This is a genomic window from Paracoccus sp. IB05 (genome assembly GCF_016405985.1).
GTDB lineage: Bacteria > Pseudomonadota > Alphaproteobacteria > Rhodobacterales > Rhodobacteraceae > Pseudogemmobacter.
Genome location: NZ_JAEFCF010000057.1, coordinates 1 through 19,867 on the forward strand (window position 1 = coordinate 1; position 19,867 = coordinate 19,867).

General features: G+C 62.7%; 18 protein-coding genes. 2 read left to right on the plus strand and 16 right to left on the minus strand.

Annotated elements, in window-relative coordinates; genetic code table 11:
- Positions 1-78: 78 nt before the first annotated feature.
- The 3 genes from JC607_RS23480 to JC607_RS23490 all read right to left on the minus strand — a co-directional run bounded on the left by JC607_RS23480 (position 79) and on the right by JC607_RS23490 (position 2,433).
- Positions 79-696 carry a DUF1190 domain-containing protein gene (locus JC607_RS23480; RefSeq protein WP_198839160.1) on the minus strand — a complete coding sequence of 206 codons (618 nt, stop codon included), beginning with the start codon at positions 694-696 and terminating at the stop codon, positions 79-81.
- Positions 697-719: 23 nt separating this feature from the next.
- Positions 720-1,964, minus strand: coding sequence for a glutathionylspermidine synthase family protein (locus JC607_RS23485; protein WP_198839161.1), 1,245 nt, complete (start codon positions 1,962-1,964; stop codon positions 720-722).
- 115 nt (positions 1,965-2,079) lie between these two features.
- Entirely contained in the window at positions 2,080-2,433 is a 354-nt protein-coding gene (locus JC607_RS23490) for a cupin domain-containing protein (RefSeq protein ID WP_198839162.1), read from the minus strand.
- A 184-nt stretch (positions 2,434-2,617) separates the two neighbouring features.
- Between JC607_RS23490 and JC607_RS23495 the strand changes: the two genes are divergently transcribed.
- On the plus strand, positions 2,618-3,199 hold the full coding sequence (locus JC607_RS23495; protein WP_198839163.1) for a GNAT family N-acetyltransferase: 582 nt from the start codon (positions 2,618-2,620) through the stop codon (positions 3,197-3,199).
- Between the two features lie 10 nt (positions 3,200-3,209).
- Here the strand turns inward: JC607_RS23495 and JC607_RS23500 are convergent, their stop codons facing one another.
- From JC607_RS23500 to glpD, 9 genes are all read right to left on the minus strand, one after another.
- Positions 3,210-4,346 carry an iron-containing alcohol dehydrogenase gene (locus tag JC607_RS23500; protein ID WP_198839164.1) on the minus strand — a complete coding sequence of 379 codons (1,137 nt, stop codon included), beginning with the start codon at positions 4,344-4,346 and terminating at the stop codon, positions 3,210-3,212.
- Positions 4,343-5,830 (minus strand): glycerol kinase GlpK, encoded by a 1,488-nt coding sequence (gene glpK, locus JC607_RS23505; protein WP_198839165.1) that lies wholly within the window; start codon positions 5,828-5,830, stop codon positions 4,343-4,345. Before glpK ends, JC607_RS23500 begins: the two co-directional genes overlap by 4 nt.
- Positions 5,831-5,896: 66 nt before the next feature.
- Positions 5,897-7,618, minus strand: a complete 1,722-nt coding sequence (locus tag JC607_RS23510) for an ABC transporter substrate-binding protein (RefSeq protein WP_198839166.1) — start codon at positions 7,616-7,618, stop codon at positions 5,897-5,899.
- Between the two features lie 62 nt (positions 7,619-7,680).
- Entirely contained in the window at positions 7,681-8,106 is a 426-nt protein-coding gene (locus tag JC607_RS23515) for a DUF2160 domain-containing protein (RefSeq protein ID WP_198839167.1), read from the minus strand.
- Positions 8,106-8,909, minus strand: coding sequence for a carbohydrate ABC transporter permease (locus JC607_RS23520; RefSeq protein WP_198839168.1), 804 nt, complete (start codon positions 8,907-8,909; stop codon positions 8,106-8,108). Before JC607_RS23520 ends, JC607_RS23515 begins: the two co-directional genes overlap by 1 nt.
- Positions 8,909-9,778 (minus strand): carbohydrate ABC transporter permease, encoded by an 870-nt coding sequence (locus JC607_RS23525; RefSeq protein ID WP_198839169.1) that lies wholly within the window; start codon positions 9,776-9,778, stop codon positions 8,909-8,911. The genes JC607_RS23520 and JC607_RS23525 overlap by 1 nt, the downstream gene beginning before the upstream one ends.
- On the minus strand, positions 9,778-10,860 hold the full coding sequence (locus JC607_RS23530) for an ABC transporter ATP-binding protein (protein WP_198839170.1): 1,083 nt from the start codon (positions 10,858-10,860) through the stop codon (positions 9,778-9,780). Before JC607_RS23530 ends, JC607_RS23525 begins: the two co-directional genes overlap by 1 nt.
- Positions 10,861-10,862: 2 nt before the next feature.
- Positions 10,863-11,951 carry an ABC transporter ATP-binding protein gene (locus tag JC607_RS23535; protein WP_198839171.1) on the minus strand — a complete coding sequence of 363 codons (1,089 nt, stop codon included), beginning with the start codon at positions 11,949-11,951 and terminating at the stop codon, positions 10,863-10,865.
- A gap of 11 nt (positions 11,952-11,962) precedes the next feature.
- Positions 11,963-13,603: a glycerol-3-phosphate dehydrogenase gene (gene glpD, locus JC607_RS23540; RefSeq protein ID WP_198839172.1), complete on the minus strand. Its 1,641-nt coding sequence runs from the start codon at positions 13,601-13,603 to the stop codon at positions 11,963-11,965.
- Positions 13,604-13,870: 267 nt separating this feature from the next.
- On the opposite strand from glpD, the gene JC607_RS23545 reads away from it, so the two are divergent.
- On the plus strand, positions 13,871-14,656 hold the full coding sequence (locus tag JC607_RS23545) for a DeoR/GlpR family DNA-binding transcription regulator (protein ID WP_198839173.1): 786 nt from the start codon (positions 13,871-13,873) through the stop codon (positions 14,654-14,656).
- 384 nt (positions 14,657-15,040) lie between these two features.
- Here JC607_RS23545 and JC607_RS23550 read toward each other — a convergent pair whose 3' ends face one another.
- The 4 genes from JC607_RS23550 to ahpC all read right to left on the minus strand — a co-directional run bounded on the left by JC607_RS23550 (position 15,041) and on the right by ahpC (position 19,190).
- Positions 15,041-15,973 carry an ornithine cyclodeaminase family protein gene (locus JC607_RS23550; protein WP_198839174.1) on the minus strand — a complete coding sequence of 311 codons (933 nt, stop codon included), beginning with the start codon at positions 15,971-15,973 and terminating at the stop codon, positions 15,041-15,043.
- Between the two features lie 82 nt (positions 15,974-16,055).
- The gene (locus JC607_RS23555) at positions 16,056-16,961 is read right to left on the minus strand and encodes a LysR substrate-binding domain-containing protein (RefSeq protein ID WP_198839175.1); all 906 of its coding nucleotides are present in this window, start codon (positions 16,959-16,961) and stop codon (positions 16,056-16,058) included.
- A gap of 14 nt (positions 16,962-16,975) precedes the next feature.
- Positions 16,976-18,541, minus strand: a complete 1,566-nt coding sequence (gene ahpF, locus JC607_RS23560; RefSeq protein WP_198839176.1) for an alkyl hydroperoxide reductase subunit F — start codon at positions 18,539-18,541, stop codon at positions 16,976-16,978.
- Positions 18,542-18,626: 85 nt separating this feature from the next.
- A complete protein-coding gene (gene ahpC, locus JC607_RS23565) occupies positions 18,627-19,190 on the minus strand; it encodes an alkyl hydroperoxide reductase subunit C (RefSeq protein ID WP_198839177.1) in 564 nt (187 codons plus the stop codon).
- Between the last annotated feature and the right edge of the window lie 677 nt (positions 19,191-19,867).

Here is a 19,867-nt window from a genome sequence, read left to right on the forward strand (position 1 = left end):
ACCCGCTCGCAATAGAGAGCCAGCTCCTTCCGTCCGGGAAAGGCATCCACCGGCATACCGGAGAAAGGCGCCGGTGCCTCAGCCGCCGGCGGAACTGCCGCTGCTGGCGCCGAACCCGCCACGAGACTGCGCGGTGGCTTTGGTCATCGGCGGTTTGCCGACCGTGGTGGGCGGGCGGGTGAACTGGCTCGCCGGCAGCTTGGCCTTGCCGGAATTCGAGGAATAGGCCGAGGTTCCCGCCGCATTGGCGAATTTGCCATCCGCAGTCTTGTAAAGCGGCTGCGCCGCCGCGACGCCGCGCTGCCCCCCCAGCATATTGCCGATCAGATAGCCCATCATCAGCGGCATGAAGATTGACCCCGACCCGCCTGACTGCACCTGTTGTTCATTGCCGCAGGCGCCCGCGCCATGCTCTGCCTCACAGGTTTGCAGACTGTCATAGCGCGGCGCGGTCTCGACATGCAGCACCTCGGCCTCGGCGAAAGCGGCGTCGCAATCGGCGCCCGAGAACATGCCACCCAGCGACGCCGCCTCTTTACAGCTTTTCAGATCCGGGAAAGCCTGGGCATCGACCTCATCCTCGGTACAGGCCGCAAGCGCGAAGCTCGCCGCTCCGAGGATCGCCAGCGCGACATGGCGCGAGCGTTTTCTGGTCGTCTGGATGACCGGAGCTGTGACCGGAGCGGATTTTTGCATGGCTTTGGCCTTTCGGGGTCAATTCAGTCGCGAATGAAATGCGGTTTAAACCGCGACAGATCCTGGGTGATGCGCGAGCGATCCTCGCGGATCCCGATGCCCGCAGCGGTCTGCCCGACCATCCAGGCGCCGATCACCGGGCGAAAGCCATCAAAAACCGGCAGCGGCTGCAGGGCCTGGATGATACGCGGATGCTGGTCATAACCGCGCGCCGATGCGGTCTCGGTCGCGCGTCCCTGCTCGTAAATATCGACCGAGGCGCCTTCGCGCGAGAACAGCGGCTTCTTCACATAGCCCCGGGCAAGCTGTGGCCCGGCGCGATTGAGGCTGGCGCTGACAGCGGGCGGCAGGGTGCCGCGCGCAGATCCGGATACGGTCCCGGGCAGGTTCTGTGAAATATCCGCCTCGAAAAACGCGGGCAGCAGGTTCGGATGGCCTTCGAACATCTGCCACAGGACTGGCAGCAGGCCCTTATTCGACAGGACAGCCTTCCAGGCCGGTTCCAGCAGCATCGCGCCCGAGCCGGCAATATGCGCCGCATAATCGTCGCGCAGCAGATCTTCCCAGGGGTAAAGCTTGAACAGCGTCCCGATCACCCGGTCCTCGGCATCGAGGAACTGACCGTCAGACGAGAGGCCGATCTTGTCCAGATCGCTGTAATGCGCGCCAAGCCCCGCCTCGCGGGCGGCCCAGCCCATGGTTTCAACCGTGGCGTAATCTTCGGGATTGCCGCCGATGGCGGTGAAATGCAGATCCGTGCCTTCGGGGAACAGCTCGCGAAAGCGGTCAACCAGCGCCTCATGGATGCCGTTGAACTGGTCATCGCCCTCGCGCAGCACCCCGGCCGCAAGCTGATCCTCCAGCCAGGTCCATTGGAATGACGCACTCTCATAGAGCGAAGTCGGCGTATCCGCGTTATATTCCAGAAGTTTCGCCGGGCCGGTGCCATCATAGACCAGATCGAACCGGCCATAGATTTCCGGCTCATTTCGGCGCCAGCTGTCAGCGACCAGATCCCAATGCGCGCGCGGGATCGCGAGGCGCTCCATCAGCTCTTCACTGGCGATGATCTGGCCCGCGGCCTCGCGGCACATGGCATGAAGCGCGGTCGCCGGGTCTTCCAGATCCTCTTCGATCTGGCCGAGCGTGAAAGCATAGGCCGAGGTCTCATCCCAATAGGGCTCGCCATGCATATCGGCAAAGGTAAAGCCGAGCTCTGCGGCTTTGTCGCGCCAGTCTGGCCGCTCTGGCAGGGTGATCTTCTGCATTCTGTCCCCGTCCCGGAAAAAGGCAGGGGCAGAGATAGAGCAATCACCCGCGAAGTCCAGTCGCCGGGTCGTATTTTGCCGGAGAGGCGCGACTGGCCGCTCCGGCAGGGGCGCCTTACTTCAGCCGGATGGCGAAATGTTTGCGCACCGGCTCTTCGACGGTCCAGGTGCCTTTGAACGTCGCCTCTACCGCGAAAGCATCACCCGGCCCCACCGTGACAGGGGTGCCGCCATCGGGGGTGATGGTGATGCGGCCCTCGATCAGGTGAACGAATTCATAGAACTGGTAGCTTGCATGCCAGGTTCCGGTCGTTGCCTCCCAGGTTCCCGAGATCACATTGCCGTCCAGCGAGGTATGCTGGATCCAGTAGCGCATGGTCGGATTGCCCTCGACTTTGACCCAGCCCTCCAGATCGGTGGTGATGGGCTCGGGGCCGGGTGCGGGAAAGCGGAATACCGTGATGCTCATGTCTGTCCTCGGAATGATGTTGCAGATCTCGGCAATCTTGGTAGGCCGCCGCCGCCCGTCACGCAAGCCGCGAGGGCCTGACCGGCGGATCCGGCGCGAAACATCCGATGGGGCTGGTAACCGCGCGGCAGATCGTCAAAGACTGCAGGACAGAGCCGCGCAAAGGCAGGAACGGGACAGAGCCATGGAAATCCGCAAAGCAAGGGCAGAGGACGCCGCGCATCTGGTGCGTTTCATCAATATGGCAGCCGATGATCTGCCATTGCATTTCTGGCGCAAATCCGTGGGGCCGGATGGCGACCCCTGGGCGCTCGGGCAGGAACGTGCCGCACGCCCGACCGGGAATTTCTCTTATTCCAACGCCTGGCTGGCCGAGGCTGACGGTGCGGTCGCGGCCTGCCTTCTGGGCTATGCAGCCGAGACCGACCCCGGCCCGATCGCGCCCGACATGCCGCCGATCTTTGTACCGCTGCTGGAACTTGAGGCACTGGCACCCGGCTCCTGGTACCTGAATGTGCTCGCCTCCTATCCCGAATTTCGCGGCAAAGGTCTTGGCAGCGCTTTGCTGGCACAGGCCGAGATCATTGCGGCGGAGGCCGGTCATGACAGCATCAGCCTGATCGCCGCCGACACGCATCTGGACGCGCTGCGCCTCTATACGGCCAGGGGTTACCGCCAGATCGCCAGCCGTCCCGTTGTCCGGGATGACTGGGATGTCGCAGCGGGCGAATGGCGTCTCTTCACGAAACAGATCGGTAAGGGCTGATCCCGGGTCCTCACCCGGCCTCTGTCAGGACCCCTTCAAGATCCGCGGCGGTCAGCGCGACCGGATTTCCCCTGAAGGACGAGCTTTGCATCGACGCCCTGGCCACATCGGCAAAACGCGCCGGCGCAAGGCCCTGGTCCCGCAGGCCGGCAAGCCCGGCCTCATGCGCCCAGATGGCCAGCGCGCGCGGCGCCTCGTCGCCGGAGACCCCCAGCCCCTTGCCGAGGATTTCGCAGACGGTGGCAAGCCGCGCGGCGGTCTCACCGCTCGCGCGCGCCCGGTTTGCCGCAAGCACCGGGCCAAGCAAGACGCCACAGATCGCGCCATGTGCCGCCGGTGTCACACCGCCGATCACACCTGCCAGCCCATGCACCGCACCAAGCCCGCCATTGGCCAGCGCGATGCCGCCAGTCAGGCTGACCCAGGCCATTTCATCGCGCGCATCTTTGTTTTCGCCGCGCATCAGGCTTTGCAAAGCCGCAAGCCCCCTTGGGATCGCGGGCAGGGTCAGCGCATCGGTGAAGGGCGTGGCCCGGTTCGAGACATAAGGCTCGATCACCTGGGCCAGCGCATCCAGCCCCGAGGCCAGCGTCACATGGCGCGGGCAATGATCGGTCAGCGCAGGATCAACCAGCGCAAGGCGCGGCAGCATCCGGTCATCGCGCAGCGAGACCTTGCGGCCATGTTCGGGCAGGCCGATCACCGCGTTTTTCGTAGCCTCCGCCCCGGTGCCTGACGTTGAAGGCAAAGCGACACAAGGCAGCGGGGGCACGCTGAGCGGCAAGGCGCGGCCGACGACCTCAAGATGGTCCATCACGCCGCCGGGCGCCGGGATCAGGGCCGCCAGCGCCTTGGCCATGTCGATCACCGCACCGCCCCCGAGACCCACCACCACATCGGGGGCAAACCCCGCAACATCGCGCAGCGCCGCTTCGAGCATCGGGAGCGTCGGCTCGCTGCCGCAAGAGATGCCGTGCAAGGCGCAATCCTGCAATGCGGCACTCAGCCAGGCGGCACGTGCGGGATCCCGGCCATGTACCAGCAGCACGCGGCGGCCAAAGGCACGGATCAGCGCAGGTGCCTGTGCCGCCTCGCCGCGGCCAAACAGAATCCGGCCAGGCAAAGCGACGCCGAAACTTCCGGTCATGCTGCGGCCATTGTGGCAGCCACGGCTTTTTTCCAGGCGGCATATTTCTGATCGCGCAAGCCGGGCTCCATTCGGGGGGTGAACCGCTTTTCCAGCGCCCAGCTTTTCGCGAAATCTTCCGGCCCAGGCAAGAGACCGGCCTGGAAACCGGCAAGATAGGCCGCGCCGAGCGCCGTGGTCTCGGTCACTTCGGGGCGGTCGACAGGGGCGCCGAGGATATCCGACAGAAACTGCATCGCGCCCTCGCTTGCAGACATGCCGCCATCGACGCGCAACACGCCCTCCGCATCGGTGCCCCAGTCGGCACGCATCGCCTCCAAAAGGTCGCGCGTCTGATAGCCGACGCTTTGCAGTGCCGCGCGGGCGAATTCGGCGGGGCCGGAATTGCGGGTCAGCCCGTAAATCGCGCCCCGGCAATCGGGCCGCCAGTAAGGCGCGCCAAGCCCGGTGAAAGCGGGTACCAGGATGACCTCCTGTGCCGGGTCGGCGGCCTCAGAAAGGGCCTGGGTCTCAGAAGCCGCGCGGATGATCTGCAACCCGTCGCGCAGCCATTGCACCACCGCCCCCGCGATGAAGATCGAGCCCTCCAGCGCATAGGTGGTCTCGCCCTTCAGCCGGTAGGCGATTGTCGTCAGCAGCCGGTTCTTTGACGGGACCATCTGCGCCCCCGTGTTCAAAAGCGCGAAACAGCCGGTGCCATAGGTCGATTTCATCATGCCAGGCTGGAAACAGGCCTGCCCGACCGTCGCGGCCTGCTGATCCCCTGCCACACCGAGGATCGGGATCTCGCGACCCAGGAGATCTGAGCGGGTCATACCGAAATCAGCGGCGCAATCCTTTACCTCGGGCAGAAGCGCGGCCGGAATATCAAGCAGTGCCAGGATCTCTGCATCCCAGCGGTTTTCCACGATATTGAACAACATGGTGCGGGCGGCATTGGTGGCATCCGTCGCATGAACCTTCCCGCCTGTGAGGTTCCAGATCAGCCAGCTGTCGACGGTGCCAAAGGCCAGCTCGCCCTTTTCCGCCCGCGCCCGGGCGCCCGGTATCGTGTCGAGCAGATATTTCAGCTTGGTCCCCGAGAAATAGGGATCCAGCAGCAGACCGGTTTTCGCAGTGATCATCGCCTCGTGCCCTGCCTCGCGCAGCGCGTCACAGATCGGCGCCGTGCGGCGGTCCTGCCAGACAATGGCATTATGCAGCGGCTGGCCGGTGGCACGGTCCCATAAAAGGGTCGTCTCGCGCTGATTGGTGATGCCGATGGCGGCGATGTCGCTGGCCTGAATGCCAGCGCGCTCGACCACCGCGCGCATCGCGGCGGCGATGGTTGCCCAAAGATCGGCCGGATCATGTTCCACCCAGCCAGGCTGCGGATAATGCTGGGGAAATTCTTCCTGCGCCTGGGCGACGGGCTTCAGGTTCTGGTCGAAAAGAATGGCCCTAGATGAAGTCGTGCCCTGATCAATGGCAAGAATATGGGTCATCGCGCGGGCCTCTTCATTGCTTAGACAAATCGGGCGAGCCCTTCGGCCCGCCCGATCCCGGTCAGCTTACTGCCAGGACTTGATCAGCTCGTCATAGCTGATGGTTTCCGGCGTCGGATCTTCATTGTCGAGTTTTGCCACCGGCGAGCCTTCTTTCGCAAGCCATTCCGCCGGATCGGATTCCTCGTTCAGTTTCGGACCGATATCGCCCTGGACCCCCGAACGCTCGAGACGCGCCATCACGCTTTCCTGCTCGGCGCAAAGCGCGTCGAGGGCCTCTTGCGGGGTTTTCGCCCCCGACATCGCATCGCCGATATGTTGCCACCAGAGCTGTGCCAGGCGCGGATAATCCGGCACGTTGGTGCCGGTGGGCGTCCATTGCACGCGGGCGGGCGAGCGGTAGAACTCGACCAGACCGCCAAGCGCCGGAGAACGCTCGGTGAAGCTCTTGTCCTGGATGGTGCTTTCGCGGATGAAGGTCAGGCCGACATGGCTTTTCTTCACATCGACGGTTTTCGAGGTCACGAACTGCGCATAGAGCCAGGCGGCCTGGGCGCGGTCGACCGGGGTCGATTTCATCAGGGTCCAGGAGCCGACATCCTGATAGCCAAGCTTGGTGCCCTCGGTCCAGTAAGCCCCGCGCGGGCTGGGGGCCATGCGCCATTTCGGCGTGCCGTCGTCATTCATCACGGCGGTGCCGGGCTTCAGCATATCGGCGGTAAAGGTGGTGTACCAGAACATCTGCTGGGCAATATTGCCCTGCGCGGGAACCGGACCTGCCTCGCCAAAGGTCATGCCCTGGGCTTCGGGTGGCGTGAATTTGTTCAGCCATTCGATCGCCTTGGTGACAGCATAGACCGCAGCCGCGTCATTGGTCGCGCCACCGCGCGCCACGCAGGATCCGACAGGGCGCGAGTTTTCATCGACCCGGATGCCCCATTCGTCGACCGGCAGACCATTCGGATCGCCCTTGTCGCCGCCCCCGGCCATCGAGAACCAGGCGTCGGTGTAACGCCAGCCAAGGCTCGGGTCTTTCTTGCCGTAATCCATATTGCCGTAAACGCCCGAGGCCGGCCCGCCCATATAGGACATGTCGCGCCCGGTGAAGAATTCGGCGATATCCTCATAGGCCGACCAGTTCAGCGGCACACCCAGATCATAGCCATATTTCTCTTTGAAATCGGCTTTGGTTTTCTCGTCGTTGAACCAGTCATAGCGGAACCAGTAGAGGTTCGCGAATTGCTGGTCGGGCAGCTGGTAAAGCTCGCCATCCGGCGCGGTGGTGAATTTCAGCCCGATGAAGTCATTCAGATCAAGGCCCGGATTGGTGTAATCCTTGCCCTCATTCGCCATCCATTCGGTCAGGCTGCGCGCCTGCTGATAGCGCCAATGGGTGCCGATCAGGTCGGAATCGTTGACATAGCCGTCATAGATATTCTCGCCGGTCTGCATCTGGGTCTGCAGTTTTTCAACCACATCGCCCTCGCCGATCAGGTCATGCGTGACCTTGATCCCGGTGATCGCGGTAAAGGCCGGCGCCAGCACTTTGCTCTCGTATTCATGGGTGGTGATGGTTTCCGAGACGACCTTGATCTCCATCCCGGCATGGGGTTTTGCGGCGTCGATGAACCATTGCATCTCGGCCTCCTGGTCGGCGCGGGTCAGCGAGGAGAGATCGCCGATTTCCGCGTCGAGGAACTTTTTCGCCGCCTCCATATCAGCCCAGGCGGGCGCGCCAAAGACCATCAGCGCAAGCGCCATGGCGGTGGTGGTATGCTTCAACCTCATGTTCTCCTCCCTGAGAAACTTTGTTGAAAGAACCCGCCCGGGTGATCCCGGGGCGGGAATGGTCAGACCCAGCGAAAGACCGCTGCGCCGTAAAAAAGACAGAGGATGAGCGCCCCCCAGACCGGGGGCCCTGCGAAAAACAGCCAGCCGAGGCAGATGAAAGCCGAGCCGAGCAAGGTAATGAAAAGACGGTCGCCGCGTGTGGTCTCGATGCGCAAAATGCCCTTGCGCGGCGTTTCGGGAAACCGGATGGCAAGAATGGTAAAGGTGACCAGCACTGTCGCGATGCACCAGAAGAAGAAGGCGACAGGGAAACTCCAGGCCATCCAGCCGCGCGGGATCATCGGGTCGGTCCAGGCCTTGCCGTCACTTCCCGACGGCGTGGCCCAGATCAGGAAGGCCAATGCACATCCAAGGATCACGGCGGCGGTCAGGGTGATCAGGGTCCAGTTGGGGCGGGTAGCGGTGCCCGTTTCGGCAGTGGTCATCACACCCTCCCCAGGGCGAAGCCCTTGGCGATATAGTTGCGGACGAAATAAATCACCAGGGCGCCCGGCACGATGGTCAGCACACCCGCCGCCGCCAGCACGCCCCAATCCATCCCCGAGGCCGAGACGGTGCGCGTCATGATCGCGGCGATGGGCTTTGCGTTAACGGCGGTCAGGGTGCGCGAGAGCAAAAGCTCGACCCAGGAGAACATGAAGCAGAAAAACGCGGCGACCCCGATGCCGGAGGCTATCAGCGGCATGAAGATCTTCACGAAGAAGCGCGGGAAGGAATAGCCGTCAATATAGGCGGTCTCGTCGATCTCTTTCGGGACGCCGCGCATGAAGCCCTCAAGGATCCAGACCGCCAGCGGGACGTTGAACAGGCAATGCGCCAGGGCAACCGCGATATGGGTGTCGAAAAGGCCCACGCTTGAATAAAGCTGGAAGAAGGGCAGCGCGAAAACGGCGGGCGGCGCCATGCGGTTGGTCAGCAGCCAAAAGAACAGATGCTTGTCGCCCATGAAATTATAGCGCGAGAAAGCATAGGCCGCCGGCAACGCCACCGTGATCGAAATCACCGTATTCATCACCACATAGATGATCGAATTGACGTAGCCCATATACCAGGAGGGGTCGGTCAGGATCACCGTGTAGTTCCGCAGCGTGAATTCATGCGGGAACAGGGTAAAAGCGCCGGTGATCTCGGTATTGGTCTTAAAGCTCATATTCACGAGCCAGTAGATCGGCACCAGCAGGAACAGGAGGTAAAGCGTCATCACGATGGCGGAAGATCTCACACGCATCACTTCGCCTCCTTATCCATATTGGTCATCACGGTGTAGAACACCCATGAAACCAGCAGGATCACGAGGAAATACATCAGGCTGAAGGCCGCAGCCGGGCCAAGATCGAACTGCCCCACCGCCATTTTCACCAGATCAATCGACAGGAAGGTGGTCGAATTGCCCGGCCCGCCGCCGGTCACGACGAAAGGCTCGGTATAGATCATGAAACTGTCCATGAAGCGCAGCAGTATCGCGATCAGCAGCACGCCTTTCATTTTGGGCAGCTCGATATAGCGAAAGACCGACCAGCGGCTGGCCTGGTCAATACGGGCGGCCTGGTAATAGGCCTCGGGGATGGATTGCAGGCCCGCATAGCACAAAAGGGCGACCAGCGAGGTCCAGTGCCAGACATCCATCACGATCACGGTGGCCCAGGCGTCGATCGGGTTATTGGTGTAATTGTAATTGATGCCCAGGGCCGCCAGCCCGCGGCCCAGCAGGCCGATGTCAACGCGGCCAAAGATCTGCCAGATGGTGCCGACCACATTGAACGGGATCAGCAAAGGCAGCGCCATCAGCACCAAGCAGAAGGACGCCCAGAAGCCCTTTTTCGGCATGTTCAGCGCGACGAAAATCCCCAGCGGCACCTCGATCGCGAGGATGATCGCCGAGAACATCACCTGGCGGCCAAGCGCACCATGCAGGCGCTCGGAATGGATCATCTCATCGAACCATTCGAGGCCCGCCCAGAAGAAATCATTGCTGCCGAAGGTGTCGTTGAAGGCGTAATTCACCACGGTCATCAGCGGGATCACCGCCGAAAAGGCGACAAGGATCAGAACCGGGATCACCAGAAACCAGGCGCGGTTGTTTTGCGTCTTTTCCATCACGCGGCCCTCTCTGCAGGCGAGCGCGGCGCAACCCGCCAGTCATTCGCATAGACGTTGATCCTTTGCGGCGCAAAGCTGACGCGGGGGCTTGCGGGAACCGCGACACCTTCGGGCAGCACCACATTCAGCGGCTTGCCCAGAACCTCGCCCCGGATCAGCCGGTGCCGGCCGACATCCTCGATCCGGCGGATGGTCAGCGCGAGACCCTCATCACCGAGGCTTACATATTCCGGCCGGATACCGATCTGGCCTGCTACCGCTGCGTAATCAGCGCCAAGTGCGATCACCGTGCCATCGCTGAGCGTGGCGCGATCGCCTTCGACCTGCGCCTCGAGGAAGTTCATCCCCGGTGAGCCGATGAAATAGCCGACAAAGCTATGGGCCGGGGTCTCGAACAGCTCTTCCGGCGTGCCCATCTGCACCACGCGCCCGTCATACATGATCACCACCTTATCGGCGAAGGTCAGCGCCTCGGTCTGGTCATGGGTGACATAGATCATCGTATGGCCAAATTCGCGGTGCAGCTGTTTCAGCTGGGTGCGCAGCTCCCATTTCATATGCGGGTCAATGACCGTCAGCGGCTCGTCAAACAGGATCGCGTTGACATCTTCGCGCACCATGCCGCGGCCAAGGCTGATCTTCTGTTTCGCATCTGCCGTCAGGCCCTGGGCCTTTCTGGACAGCATCGCCTCCATCCCGATCATCTGCGCGATATGGTCGACGCGGGCCTTGATATAGGCCGGATCCATGCCGCGATTGCGCAGGGGAAAAGCGAGATTGTCGCGCACCGACATCGTGTCATAGACAACCGGGAACTGGAACACCTGAGCGATATTGCGCTCCGCCGTGGCGGCGTCGGTGACGTCGAGGTCTCCGAACAGCACCCGGCCATGGCTGGGGCGCAACAGGCCCGAGATGATGTTCAGAAGCGTGGTCTTGCCGCAGCCCGAGGACCCCAGCAACGCATAGGCGCCCCCGTCCTGCCAGACATGGTCCATCTCCTTCAGCGCGTAATCCTTCTCGCTGGTGGGATTAGGCAGGTAACTGTGGGCGAGGTTTTTCAGCGTGATCTGTGCCATGGTCAGGCGGCCCTCGCATAGGGCGCCGGTGCGGCCAGCCGCCCTTGCGCATCAAAGAGATAGACATGCGCCGGGTCGAGCCAGACCTCGACCTCGGCCCCCGGTGTCAGGGCATGCACCCCCTCGACCAGACCGACCCAGCGTTCGCCTTCATGGCCGAGATGGAGGAAGGTTTCCGACCCGGTGATCTCGGTGACCGAGAGCTTTGCCCGAAAGGACACGGCGCTTGCGGAAGGCCGGTTCAGGAACAGGTGATTGGCCCGGAACCCTGCCCTGTAGCGCCCGTCCGGCAGCGCGGCGAAACTACCCTCTGCGGGGGCGCTGGCGGTGCTGCCGAATTTCAGCCGCTGACCTTCCTTCACCACGGCCAGGAAATTCATCGGCGGATCGCTGAAGACGCGGGCGGTGGTGGCATCGACCGGCTGGCGGTAGACCTCGGGCGTCGGACCAAATTGCGTGACCCGTCCCTCCCAGAGGGTTGCGGTATTGCCGCCCAGCAAAAGTGCCTCTTCGGGTTCGGTCGTCGCATAGACGAAAATCGCGCCCGAAGCCTCGAAGATACGCGGGATCTCGACGCGGAGTTCCTCACGCAGTTTGTAATCAAGATTGGCCAGCGGCTCGTCGAGCAACACGAGGCCCGCATCCTTGACCAGAGCCCGCGCCAGCGCGCAGCGCTGCTGCTGGCCGCCCGACAGCTCCAGCGGTTTGCGCGACAGCATCGGCGTCAGTCGCAGCATGGCGGCGGTTTCCTGCACCCGTGCGTCGATCTCGGCCTCTGGGCGGCCAAGGATGCGCAAAGGTGAAGCGATATTCTCATAGACCGTCAGACCGGGATAATTGATGAATTGCTGATAGACCATGGCGACGCCGCGATCCTGGACACGCTGGCCGGTCACATCCTGGCCCTGCCAGAGGATCCGGCCACCATCGGGCCGGTCCAGCCCGGCCATAAGCCGCATCAGGCTGGTCTTGCCCGAAAGCGTCGGCCCGAGCAGCACATTCATCGTGCCCTTCTGCAATGTCAGACTGGTGGGGTGGATATGCACCCGCCCGTCCACCTGCCGCGACACGTTTTGCAGTTCCAGCGTCATCCATCCTCCCCTCAGGCGCAGCCTTCGCATCTTCCAATGCCCGGGCGTGCCGTTCCTTCATTCTCAGGCAGCCGGTGCTGTGCCGCTTTGGCCATAAAGGCCTCCAGCGCCGTGATCTGGTCTTTGGTCATATGCAGCCCAAGCCGGGTGCGCCGCCAAAGGATATCCGCCGCCTCGCGGGCATATTCGCGCGTGATCAGCCAGTTGACCTCGGCCCCGCTCAGCGTCGCGCCGAAATCCGGTCCCAGATCCTCGTGCCGACTCGCGCCCGCCAGCATCTCGGCCGCCTCGGTGCCATAGGTGCGGATCAGGCGGGCGGCATGGGCGTGGGTCAGGAACGGAAAGCCCGCTTTCAGCCGCGCCACCTGATCCGCCACCCCGTCATGCGGGAAATCGCCACCGGGGAGCGCCACCCGCGCCGTCCAGTCTGCCCCGGCCTGCGGGAAAAACGGCGCGAGCTTTGCCAGCGCATTTTCCGCCAGCCGGCGATAGGTGGTGATCTTGCCGCCGAATACATTCAGAAGCGGCGGCGCCCTGTGATCGGCCCCCGTATCCAGGCTCAGCACATATTCCCTTGTCGCCGCCGTCGCCGATTTCGCGCCGTCATTGTAAAGCGGGCGCACCCCGGAATAGCTCCAGACCACATCATCCGGCGTGACCGGCTTTGCGAAATAGCGGCTGGCAAAGGCGCAAAGGTAATCGCGTTCCTCATCGGTGCAGCGCACATCTGCGGGGCTGCCCTGATGATCCTTGTCGGTGGTGCCGATCAGGGTGAAGTCATCCTCATAGGGAATGGCGAAGATGATCCGCCCGTCGGTGCCCTGGAAGAAATAGGCGCGGTCATGGTCATAAAGCCTGCGCGTCACGATATGGCTGCCGCGCACCAGCCGCACGCCCTCGGTCGAAGTGATATGGGCCACATCGCGGATCACCTCGCCCACCCAGGGGCCACCGGCATTGACCAGAGCCCGCGCCAGATGGGTCTCGCGCCCGCGCGGGCCTTCGGTGGTGATCTCCCAATGGGCGGCTGTCCGGCGCGCCGATATGACTTTGGTGCGCGTCAGGATGCGCGCGCCCCGCGCCCCGGCATCGCGGGCATTCAACACCACAAGGCGCGAATCCTGCACCCAGCAGTCCGAATATTCCCAGGCACGGCCAAAGCCCGGCTGCAGCCAGCGCCCCGCCGGATCCGTCTTCAGATCCAGCCTTCGCGTGCCCGGCAGGATCTTGCGCCCGCCCAGCGTGTCGTAAAGGAACAGCCCCAGCCGGATCAGCCAGGCAGGGCGGCGGCCCTTCATCCAGGGCATCACAAACCCCAAAAGCCGCGAGGTCGGCGTGTCGCTCTCGAACCGCATCCCGGGGCTGTAGGGCAGCACGAACCGCATTGGCCAGCTGATATGGGGCATGGCCACCAACAGGGTTTCACGTTCCTGCAAGGCTTCGCGCACCAGATGGAATTCGAAATATTCCAGGTAGCGCAGCCCGCCATGGAACATCTTGGTCGAGGCCGATGAGGTGCCCTGCGCCAGATCGCCCTGTTCGGCCAGCGTGACCGACAGCCCGCGCCCCGCCGCATCGCGGGCAATGCCGCAGCCATTCACGCCGCCGCCAATGACGAAGAGGTCGGTCATGTCTGCGGTCGTTGTCGACATGCTCCCTCCCTCAGCTCGCATTTCGTACCCATCAACGAGTAGCAGCCAGATTTCACCGGTCAAGCCTGCATTTTCGTTTTTGCGCGATTTTATCATTAAGGAACATTAATTGCCGCATTGCAGCGTAATTATTCCTTCGAATTTTTCGGTTTTTCACTGTCTCGCAGACTTGCGCGCGGGCTTGCCTTCCGTATTCTTCCGCATCACAACGGCAAAACGGCGGGCAAAACCGCGCATGAAACGAACCCTTGCAGAAAGCGGGACTCCTTGGCGCTGAGCATCCGGCAAAACCAGATCGTAGAGCTTGCCCGGGCCGAGGGCCGGGTTGTGGTTGAGGATCTGGCGCATCGTTTTGACGTGACCCTGCAGACCATCCGTCGCGATCTGACGGATCTGGCCGAGGCGGGGCTGCTTGACCGTGTCCATGGCGGGGCGGTGCCCCGTATGGGCATGGTCAATCTGGGCTATGAGGCGCGCCGCCGTCTGCATTTCGAGGCCAAGGCCGCGATCGCCACCGCCTGTGCCGCCGCGATCCCCGACAATTCCAGCATGATCCTGAATCTTGGCACGACAACCGAAGCCGTGGCGCGGGCGCTGATCCACCATTCGAATATCACGGTCATCACCAACAACATGAATGTTGCCAATATTCTTGCAGATAATCCGGGCTGCGAGATCATGGTGGCGGGGGGCGCGCTGCGCCGTTCGGATGGCGGCCTGGTGGGAGAGCTTGCCACCCAGTTCATCGAACAGTTCAAGGTGGATTACGCCGTTATCGGCACATCGGCGCTGGATCTGGACGGCGACCTGCTGGATTATGATCTGGCCGAGGTGCGGGTCAGCCGGGCAATCCTGCGTCAGGCCCGGCAGGCGTTTCTGGTTACGGATCACAGCAAGCTGGGCCGATCCGCGCCGGCCCGGATCGCCTGTCTGGCAGAAATCGACACGCTGTTCACCGACCGGGCCCTGCCTGACGCGCTGAATGAAAAATGCACCGGGTGGCGGACACAGCTTCATATCTGTGAAGCGGCCCCCGTCCCTGCCAGCGCATAAGCTGCGCGGCGGCTTGCCCGCTGAGAGCGCGCTCCGGTTATTGGCAAGCGGGATCACCAGGCTTACGGCGTTTTCCCGCAGGATCAGGCCAGGGCGAAGTGTGACATCGGCACCTGTTCCGGCAGCAGGCGGCGGATGGGCGTTCGGGCCAACCTCGGCCATCACCCGCGCAAGGTGGATTTTGTCGAAGATACAACGTGAGCTCGCGGTGGCCGCTGGCATCTTGGCCGATCTGAACCGCCTTGCAATCGCGCAGGATGTATCGGGTCAGCGCAGATCTGCCCGGAAGGCGGAAGATAACCGGCGGCGACCGTCACATCCGCGTGCTGAAATCGGCGAAGCACCAGAAACCTGCCGTCCGGGCTGGTCGTGCAGGATGCTGCCTTACCCCGTGATCCGGGCGATGTGATCCGCGACCATCAGGTCGAGATGCGCGCCGCCGCCATTCTTGAACAGCGTGATCTCGGCATCCGAGCCGCGATGGCATGGTCCGGCGGGCACCATGGAATACAGATCGCCCAGCACATCCGCGCGCGCGATCACGCCATTGCGGATCGGGTCTGTCAGCTCGCCGATCCGGTCAATGGTGGTGGTGAAATTATCGACATAGATGCGGGATTTCGCGATCAGCGCATCATCGGCCTCGCGCATTTCCGGGGTGAAAGCGCCGATCAGGTCGATATGGGTGCCGGGCCGGACCAGGTGACCCGGCAGGATGGGCGCGCGGGCCAGGGTGGCGCTGGCGACGATATCGGCCTCGCTCAGGGCCGCGGCCAGGTCGCTGACCGCGCGCGGGGGCACAGGGCTGTCGCGCAGCCGCGCTGCCAGGGCCTGCGCCTGATCATGCCGTCGCGCCCAGATCGAGATCCGCGTCAGCCCGGGAAAAGTCGCGGCATAGCCCTGCGCGAGGCTTTCCGCGACCTCACCCGCGCCGAGGATCACCAGATGCCGACTGTCCTCGCGCGCCAGCATCTGCGCCCCCAGAAGTGAATCCGCGACCGTCTTGAAGCGGGTGACCAGCCGGCTTTCGATGACCGCGCGAATGCCGCCGGTGCTGTCATCATAGAGCAAAACCATGCCCTGGACCGTCGGCAGACCAGTGGCAGCGTTTGCCTCGAACACCGTCTCGGCCTTGACCGCAAAGCCCAGGCCCCGGATCCGCGCCGCGCGGTTCAAAAGCGCTTTGCCATCGCCACCAAGCATCAGATCCTGCACATCCGCGGGGGCGCGCAGATGTCCCTGGCGGAGCGCCTCGACCACGCCCTGCCAGGCCACCAGGTGCCGGGTTGCGTCATAGGTGATGATCCTGATCGACATGGAATTCTCTCCGGAATTTGTCCGGCCCCCTGTTCCACCACGCGACCATAGTGCAGCACGGGCATCTGAGCGGCAATCGCGCTCAGGCCGTATCGTCGAGACGCAATCCCTGCCCCCGCGCCGTATCGGCGATCAGGTCGCCAAGCGAATTCATCACCTCGATGCGGCTGTTGCTTTTGCGCCAGAACAATCCGATCCGCCGCACAAATCCGGGATCGGCAATGGCGATACAGCTCAGGCCGCCGCTACCGGTGCAGGCAAGCCTGGGCAAAAGCGTCATCCCCATGCCGGCAATCACCATCTGGCGCAGTGTCTCGAGGCTGGTGCCGCGAAAATCGTCGACCTCTTCCGCGCCCGAGATGCGGCACAGATCAAGCGCCTGATCACGCAGACAATGGCCACTCTCCAGCAACATGAGCCGCTGCCCCGACATCTCCGCCGCCGAGATCCGTTTGCGCCCGGCCAGAGGGTGAGCCGCCGGCACCGCAAGGCGGAAGGGTTCTGAAAACAGGGACAGGCCGGTGAGGCCGGGCTCGCTCACCGGCAGCGCCAGCAAAGCGGCGTCAAGCTGGCCGTCCACCAGCTGCCGGATCAGCTGGCTGCTTTTGGCCTCCTGCAAGATCAGCTCTGTCCTGGGAAAACGGGCGACGAAAGCCGGAACCAGACAGGGCAGGAAATAGGGGCCAAGCGTCGGAAAGACGCCAAGCCGCAGCCGCTGTGCCCCGCCTTTGGCGCGGCTGGCCGAAATATCGCGGATATGGCCGATTTCTGCCAGGACCCGGCGGGCATGGGTGAGAACTTCGCGCCCCGCATCGGTGATCAGCAGATTGCGCGGCGCGCGTTCAAAAAGATCAAATCCCAGCATTTCCTCGAGCTTGCGGATCTGGCCCGAAAGGGTCGGCTGGCTGACATGGCAGATCTCGGCCGCGCGATGGAAATTGCGGTGATCCGCAAGGGCCACCAGGTATTCCAGATCGCGCAGCTTCATCCCATTCGCTCCGTTCAGGCCGCCTTTTCGGCAACCGGCAGACGGATCAGGTGGTCAAAGGCCGCGAGCCCTGCCCTTGCGCCCTCGCCCATGGCGATAACGATCTGCTTATAGGGCGCGGTGGTGCAGTCGCCGGCAGCAAAGACCCCGGGCAACGAGGTCGCGCCATGGGCATCGACCACAATCTCGCCGCGCGGGCTGAGCGTCAGCGTGGATTTCAACCAGTCGGTATTGGGCATCAGCCCGATCTGCACAAAGATCCCTTCCAGCGCGATCTCACGGGTCTCGCCGCTCCGGCGGTCTTCACAGGCAAGACCCGTGACCCGGGCGCCATCGCCTTTGACCTCGGTGGTGCGGGTCTCGGTCAGGATGGTGACGTTTTTCAGGCTGCGCAGCTTGCGCTGCAACACATCATCGGCGCGCAGGGCTTTGTCGAATTCGATCAGCGTCACATGGGTCACAAGACCCGCGAGATCAATCGCCGCCTCGGCGCCGGAATTGCCGCCGCCAATCACCGCGACCCGCTTGCCCTTGAACAAAGGCCCATCACAATGCGGGCAGAAGGTGACGCCCCTGGCCAGATAGTGCTCTTCGCCCGGCACGCCCATTTTGCGCCAGCGCGCCCCCGTCGACAGGATCACCGAAGTCGCGTTCAGTGCAGCGCCCGAGGCCAGGGTAACACGAAAGCCCCCCGCGACCTCTTCCAGCCCGGTCGCCACCTGGGTGTTGAAAATATCGACCTCATATTCACGGACATGGGTTTCCAGGGCGCGCGCCAGCTGCGGTCCTTCGGTATGGGGGACCGAAATCAGGTTCTCGATCGACATCGTGTCGAGCACCTGGCCGCCAAACCGTTCTGCCACAACTCCCGTGCGGATCCCCTTGCGCGCGGCATAGATCGCCGCCGCCGCACCTGCCGGGCCGCCGCCGACAACCAGCACCTCATAAGGCGCCTGGGCCGAGATGCTCTCTGCCGCGCGGCTCACCGCACCGGTATCAATCTTTGCGAGGATCTGTTCGGCATCCATCCGGCCCGCGCCGAACAACTTTCCATTAAGAAAGATCGTGGGCACCGACATCACCTGCCGTGCGTCAACCTCGCCCTGAAAGAGCGCGCCGTCGATGGCGACATGCTCGATTCCCGGGTTCAGCACCGCCATCAGATTCAGCGCCTGCACCACATCGGGGCAGTTCTGACACGAAAGCGAGAAATAGGTCTCAAAGCGGAACTGGCCCTTCAGCGCCCGGATCTGATCCTGGATCGCCTGTTCGACCTTTGCCGGATAGCCACCGGTCTGCAAAAGCGCCAGCACCAGCGAGGTGAATTCATGCCCCATCGGCAGGCCCGCAAAGGTCAGGCTGATGTCCTGGCCGGGCGACGACAATGCGAATGACGGCACCCGCGCCGCATCCTTGCCAGCAGTGACAGTGATCTTGTCCGACAGGCCGCGAATATCGGCGATCAGCGCCAGCATATCCCGCGATTTTGCGTCATCCCCCGCGAAAGTGGTGATCTCGACCGGGCGCATAAGGCGTTCCAGATAGCCCTTCAGCTGGGTTTTCAGAGCGGCGTCGAGCATGGCATCAATCTTTCAGGCAGGGTCAGCAGAAGGTCCCGGGGGCGAGGGGACACCCCCGGGGGAGGCAGGATCAGCGGCGCGCGCCTCAGATCTTGCCAACGAGATCCAGCGATGGGGCAAGGGTGTCATCACCTTCCTGCCATTTGGCCGGGCAGACCTCACCCGGATGCGCGCGGACATATTGCGCGGCCTTGATTTTGCGCAGCAGGTCCCCGGCATCGCGGCCAATGCCTTCTGCGGTGATTTCAAAAGCCTGGATCACGCCATCAGGATCAACGATGAAGGTGGCGCGGTCTGCGAGGCCTTCGGCTTCGCGCAGCACGCCGAAATTGCGGCTCAGCTGATGGGTCGGATCGCCGATCATCGTGTAGCGGATCTTACCGATGGTGTCCGAGCTGTCATGCCAGGCCTTATGGGTGAAATGCGTATCGGTCGAGACCGAGAACACTTCGACACCACGGCTTTGCAGTTCAGCATAGTGATCGGCGACATCCCCCAGCTCGGTCGGGCAGACGAAGGTGAAATCGGCCGGGTAGAAGAAAAACACCGACCATTGGCCGACAGCATCCGATTCGGTCACCTCGATGAATTTTCCCTGCCGGAAAGCCTGTGCTTTGAAGGGGAGGATCTTGCTGTTGATAATGGCCATGGTCAGCTCCTTGCAGAATTCCGGACCGGTTTAGGATGCAAGCGCAGCAATGACAAATCGATCAACGGCGCAAATTCGATAGGCTACACCTATCAATCGGACGAAAGAGTGGCATCCGTCTGTATAGTACAGAGAATAGCCTGATCCGCACGCGCCGGGGCCACAGAGACCGGCCGTGCGGCATCGGCCTGTCTGACCAGACCACACAGCGAAGGCCCATCGGGCTTAATCGCCTTCCGGCAAGCCAGGTCCCCATTTGCCGCAACAGAACCGGCTTCCCTGCTCAGCACGACACAAGGATGTGCGGCGGCAAACCCGGGCAAAGAGCATATATGCTGAGAGCGCCGGTTGCTGGTGCTCCAAGTTGCCAGTCGGATCCTCAGGCATGATACCCGCAACAGGCGCAGCCAGTATGGAGGAGATGAACCATGCGATGAAGCGATTTGCGTCAGGGCGACATCGCGGAATGCCGGCAGCATCAGCGCTTTTCTCTACTATTATCTACACTATCCGCCGCGGCTGTGACCTTAGTATAGTATCCAATAAGGTTGCATTATCGGATATTTTTCCGATTAACAGGGGAAACACATGCAAAAACAAATACTTAGAAAAGCGCTCACGGTGTCGGATGACCGGAATTCGTGAGATTCAAGCACTTCGTCGAAGAACATGCCGGG

Excerpts from the sequence above, each read along its gene's own strand:
- JC607_RS23510 (WP_198839166.1), bottom strand. The coding sequence starts at position 7,618 with ATGAGGTTGAAGCATACCACCACCGCCATGGCGCTTGCGCTGATGGTC.
- JC607_RS23485 (WP_198839161.1), bottom strand. The coding sequence starts at position 1,964 with ATGCAGAAGATCACCCTGCCAGAGCGGCCAGACTGGCGCGACAAAGCC.
- JC607_RS23525 (WP_198839169.1), bottom strand. The coding sequence starts at position 9,778 with ATGGAAAAGACGCAAAACAACCGCGCCTGGTTTCTGGTGATCCCGGTT.
- ahpF (WP_198839176.1), bottom strand. The coding sequence starts at position 18,541 with ATGCTCGACGCCGCTCTGAAAACCCAGCTGAAGGGCTATCTGGAACGC.
- ahpC (WP_198839177.1), bottom strand. The coding sequence starts at position 19,190 with ATGGCCATTATCAACAGCAAGATCCTCCCCTTCAAAGCACAGGCTTTC.
- JC607_RS23515 (WP_198839167.1), bottom strand. The coding sequence starts at position 8,106 with ATGACCACTGCCGAAACGGGCACCGCTACCCGCCCCAACTGGACCCTG.
- JC607_RS23490 (WP_198839162.1), bottom strand. The coding sequence starts at position 2,433 with ATGAGCATCACGGTATTCCGCTTTCCCGCACCCGGCCCCGAGCCCATC.
- JC607_RS23495 (WP_198839163.1), top strand. The coding sequence starts at position 2,618 with ATGGAAATCCGCAAAGCAAGGGCAGAGGACGCCGCGCATCTGGTGCGT.
- glpD (WP_198839172.1), bottom strand. The coding sequence starts at position 13,603 with ATGTCGACAACGACCGCAGACATGACCGACCTCTTCGTCATTGGCGGC.
- JC607_RS23550 (WP_198839174.1), bottom strand. The coding sequence starts at position 15,973 with ATGTCGATCAGGATCATCACCTATGACGCAACCCGGCACCTGGTGGCC.
- JC607_RS23530 (WP_198839170.1), bottom strand. The coding sequence starts at position 10,860 with ATGGCACAGATCACGCTGAAAAACCTCGCCCACAGTTACCTGCCTAAT.
- JC607_RS23500 (WP_198839164.1), bottom strand. The coding sequence starts at position 4,346 with ATGACCGGAAGTTTCGGCGTCGCTTTGCCTGGCCGGATTCTGTTTGGC.
- JC607_RS23535 (WP_198839171.1), bottom strand. The coding sequence starts at position 11,951 with ATGACGCTGGAACTGCAAAACGTGTCGCGGCAGGTGGACGGGCGGGTG.
- glpK (WP_198839165.1), bottom strand. The coding sequence starts at position 5,830 with ATGACCCATATTCTTGCCATTGATCAGGGCACGACTTCATCTAGGGCC.
- JC607_RS23520 (WP_198839168.1), bottom strand. The coding sequence starts at position 8,909 with ATGCGTGTGAGATCTTCCGCCATCGTGATGACGCTTTACCTCCTGTTC.
- JC607_RS23480 (WP_198839160.1), bottom strand. The coding sequence starts at position 696 with ATGCAAAAATCCGCTCCGGTCACAGCTCCGGTCATCCAGACGACCAGA.
- JC607_RS23555 (WP_198839175.1), bottom strand. The coding sequence starts at position 16,961 with ATGAAGCTGCGCGATCTGGAATACCTGGTGGCCCTTGCGGATCACCGC.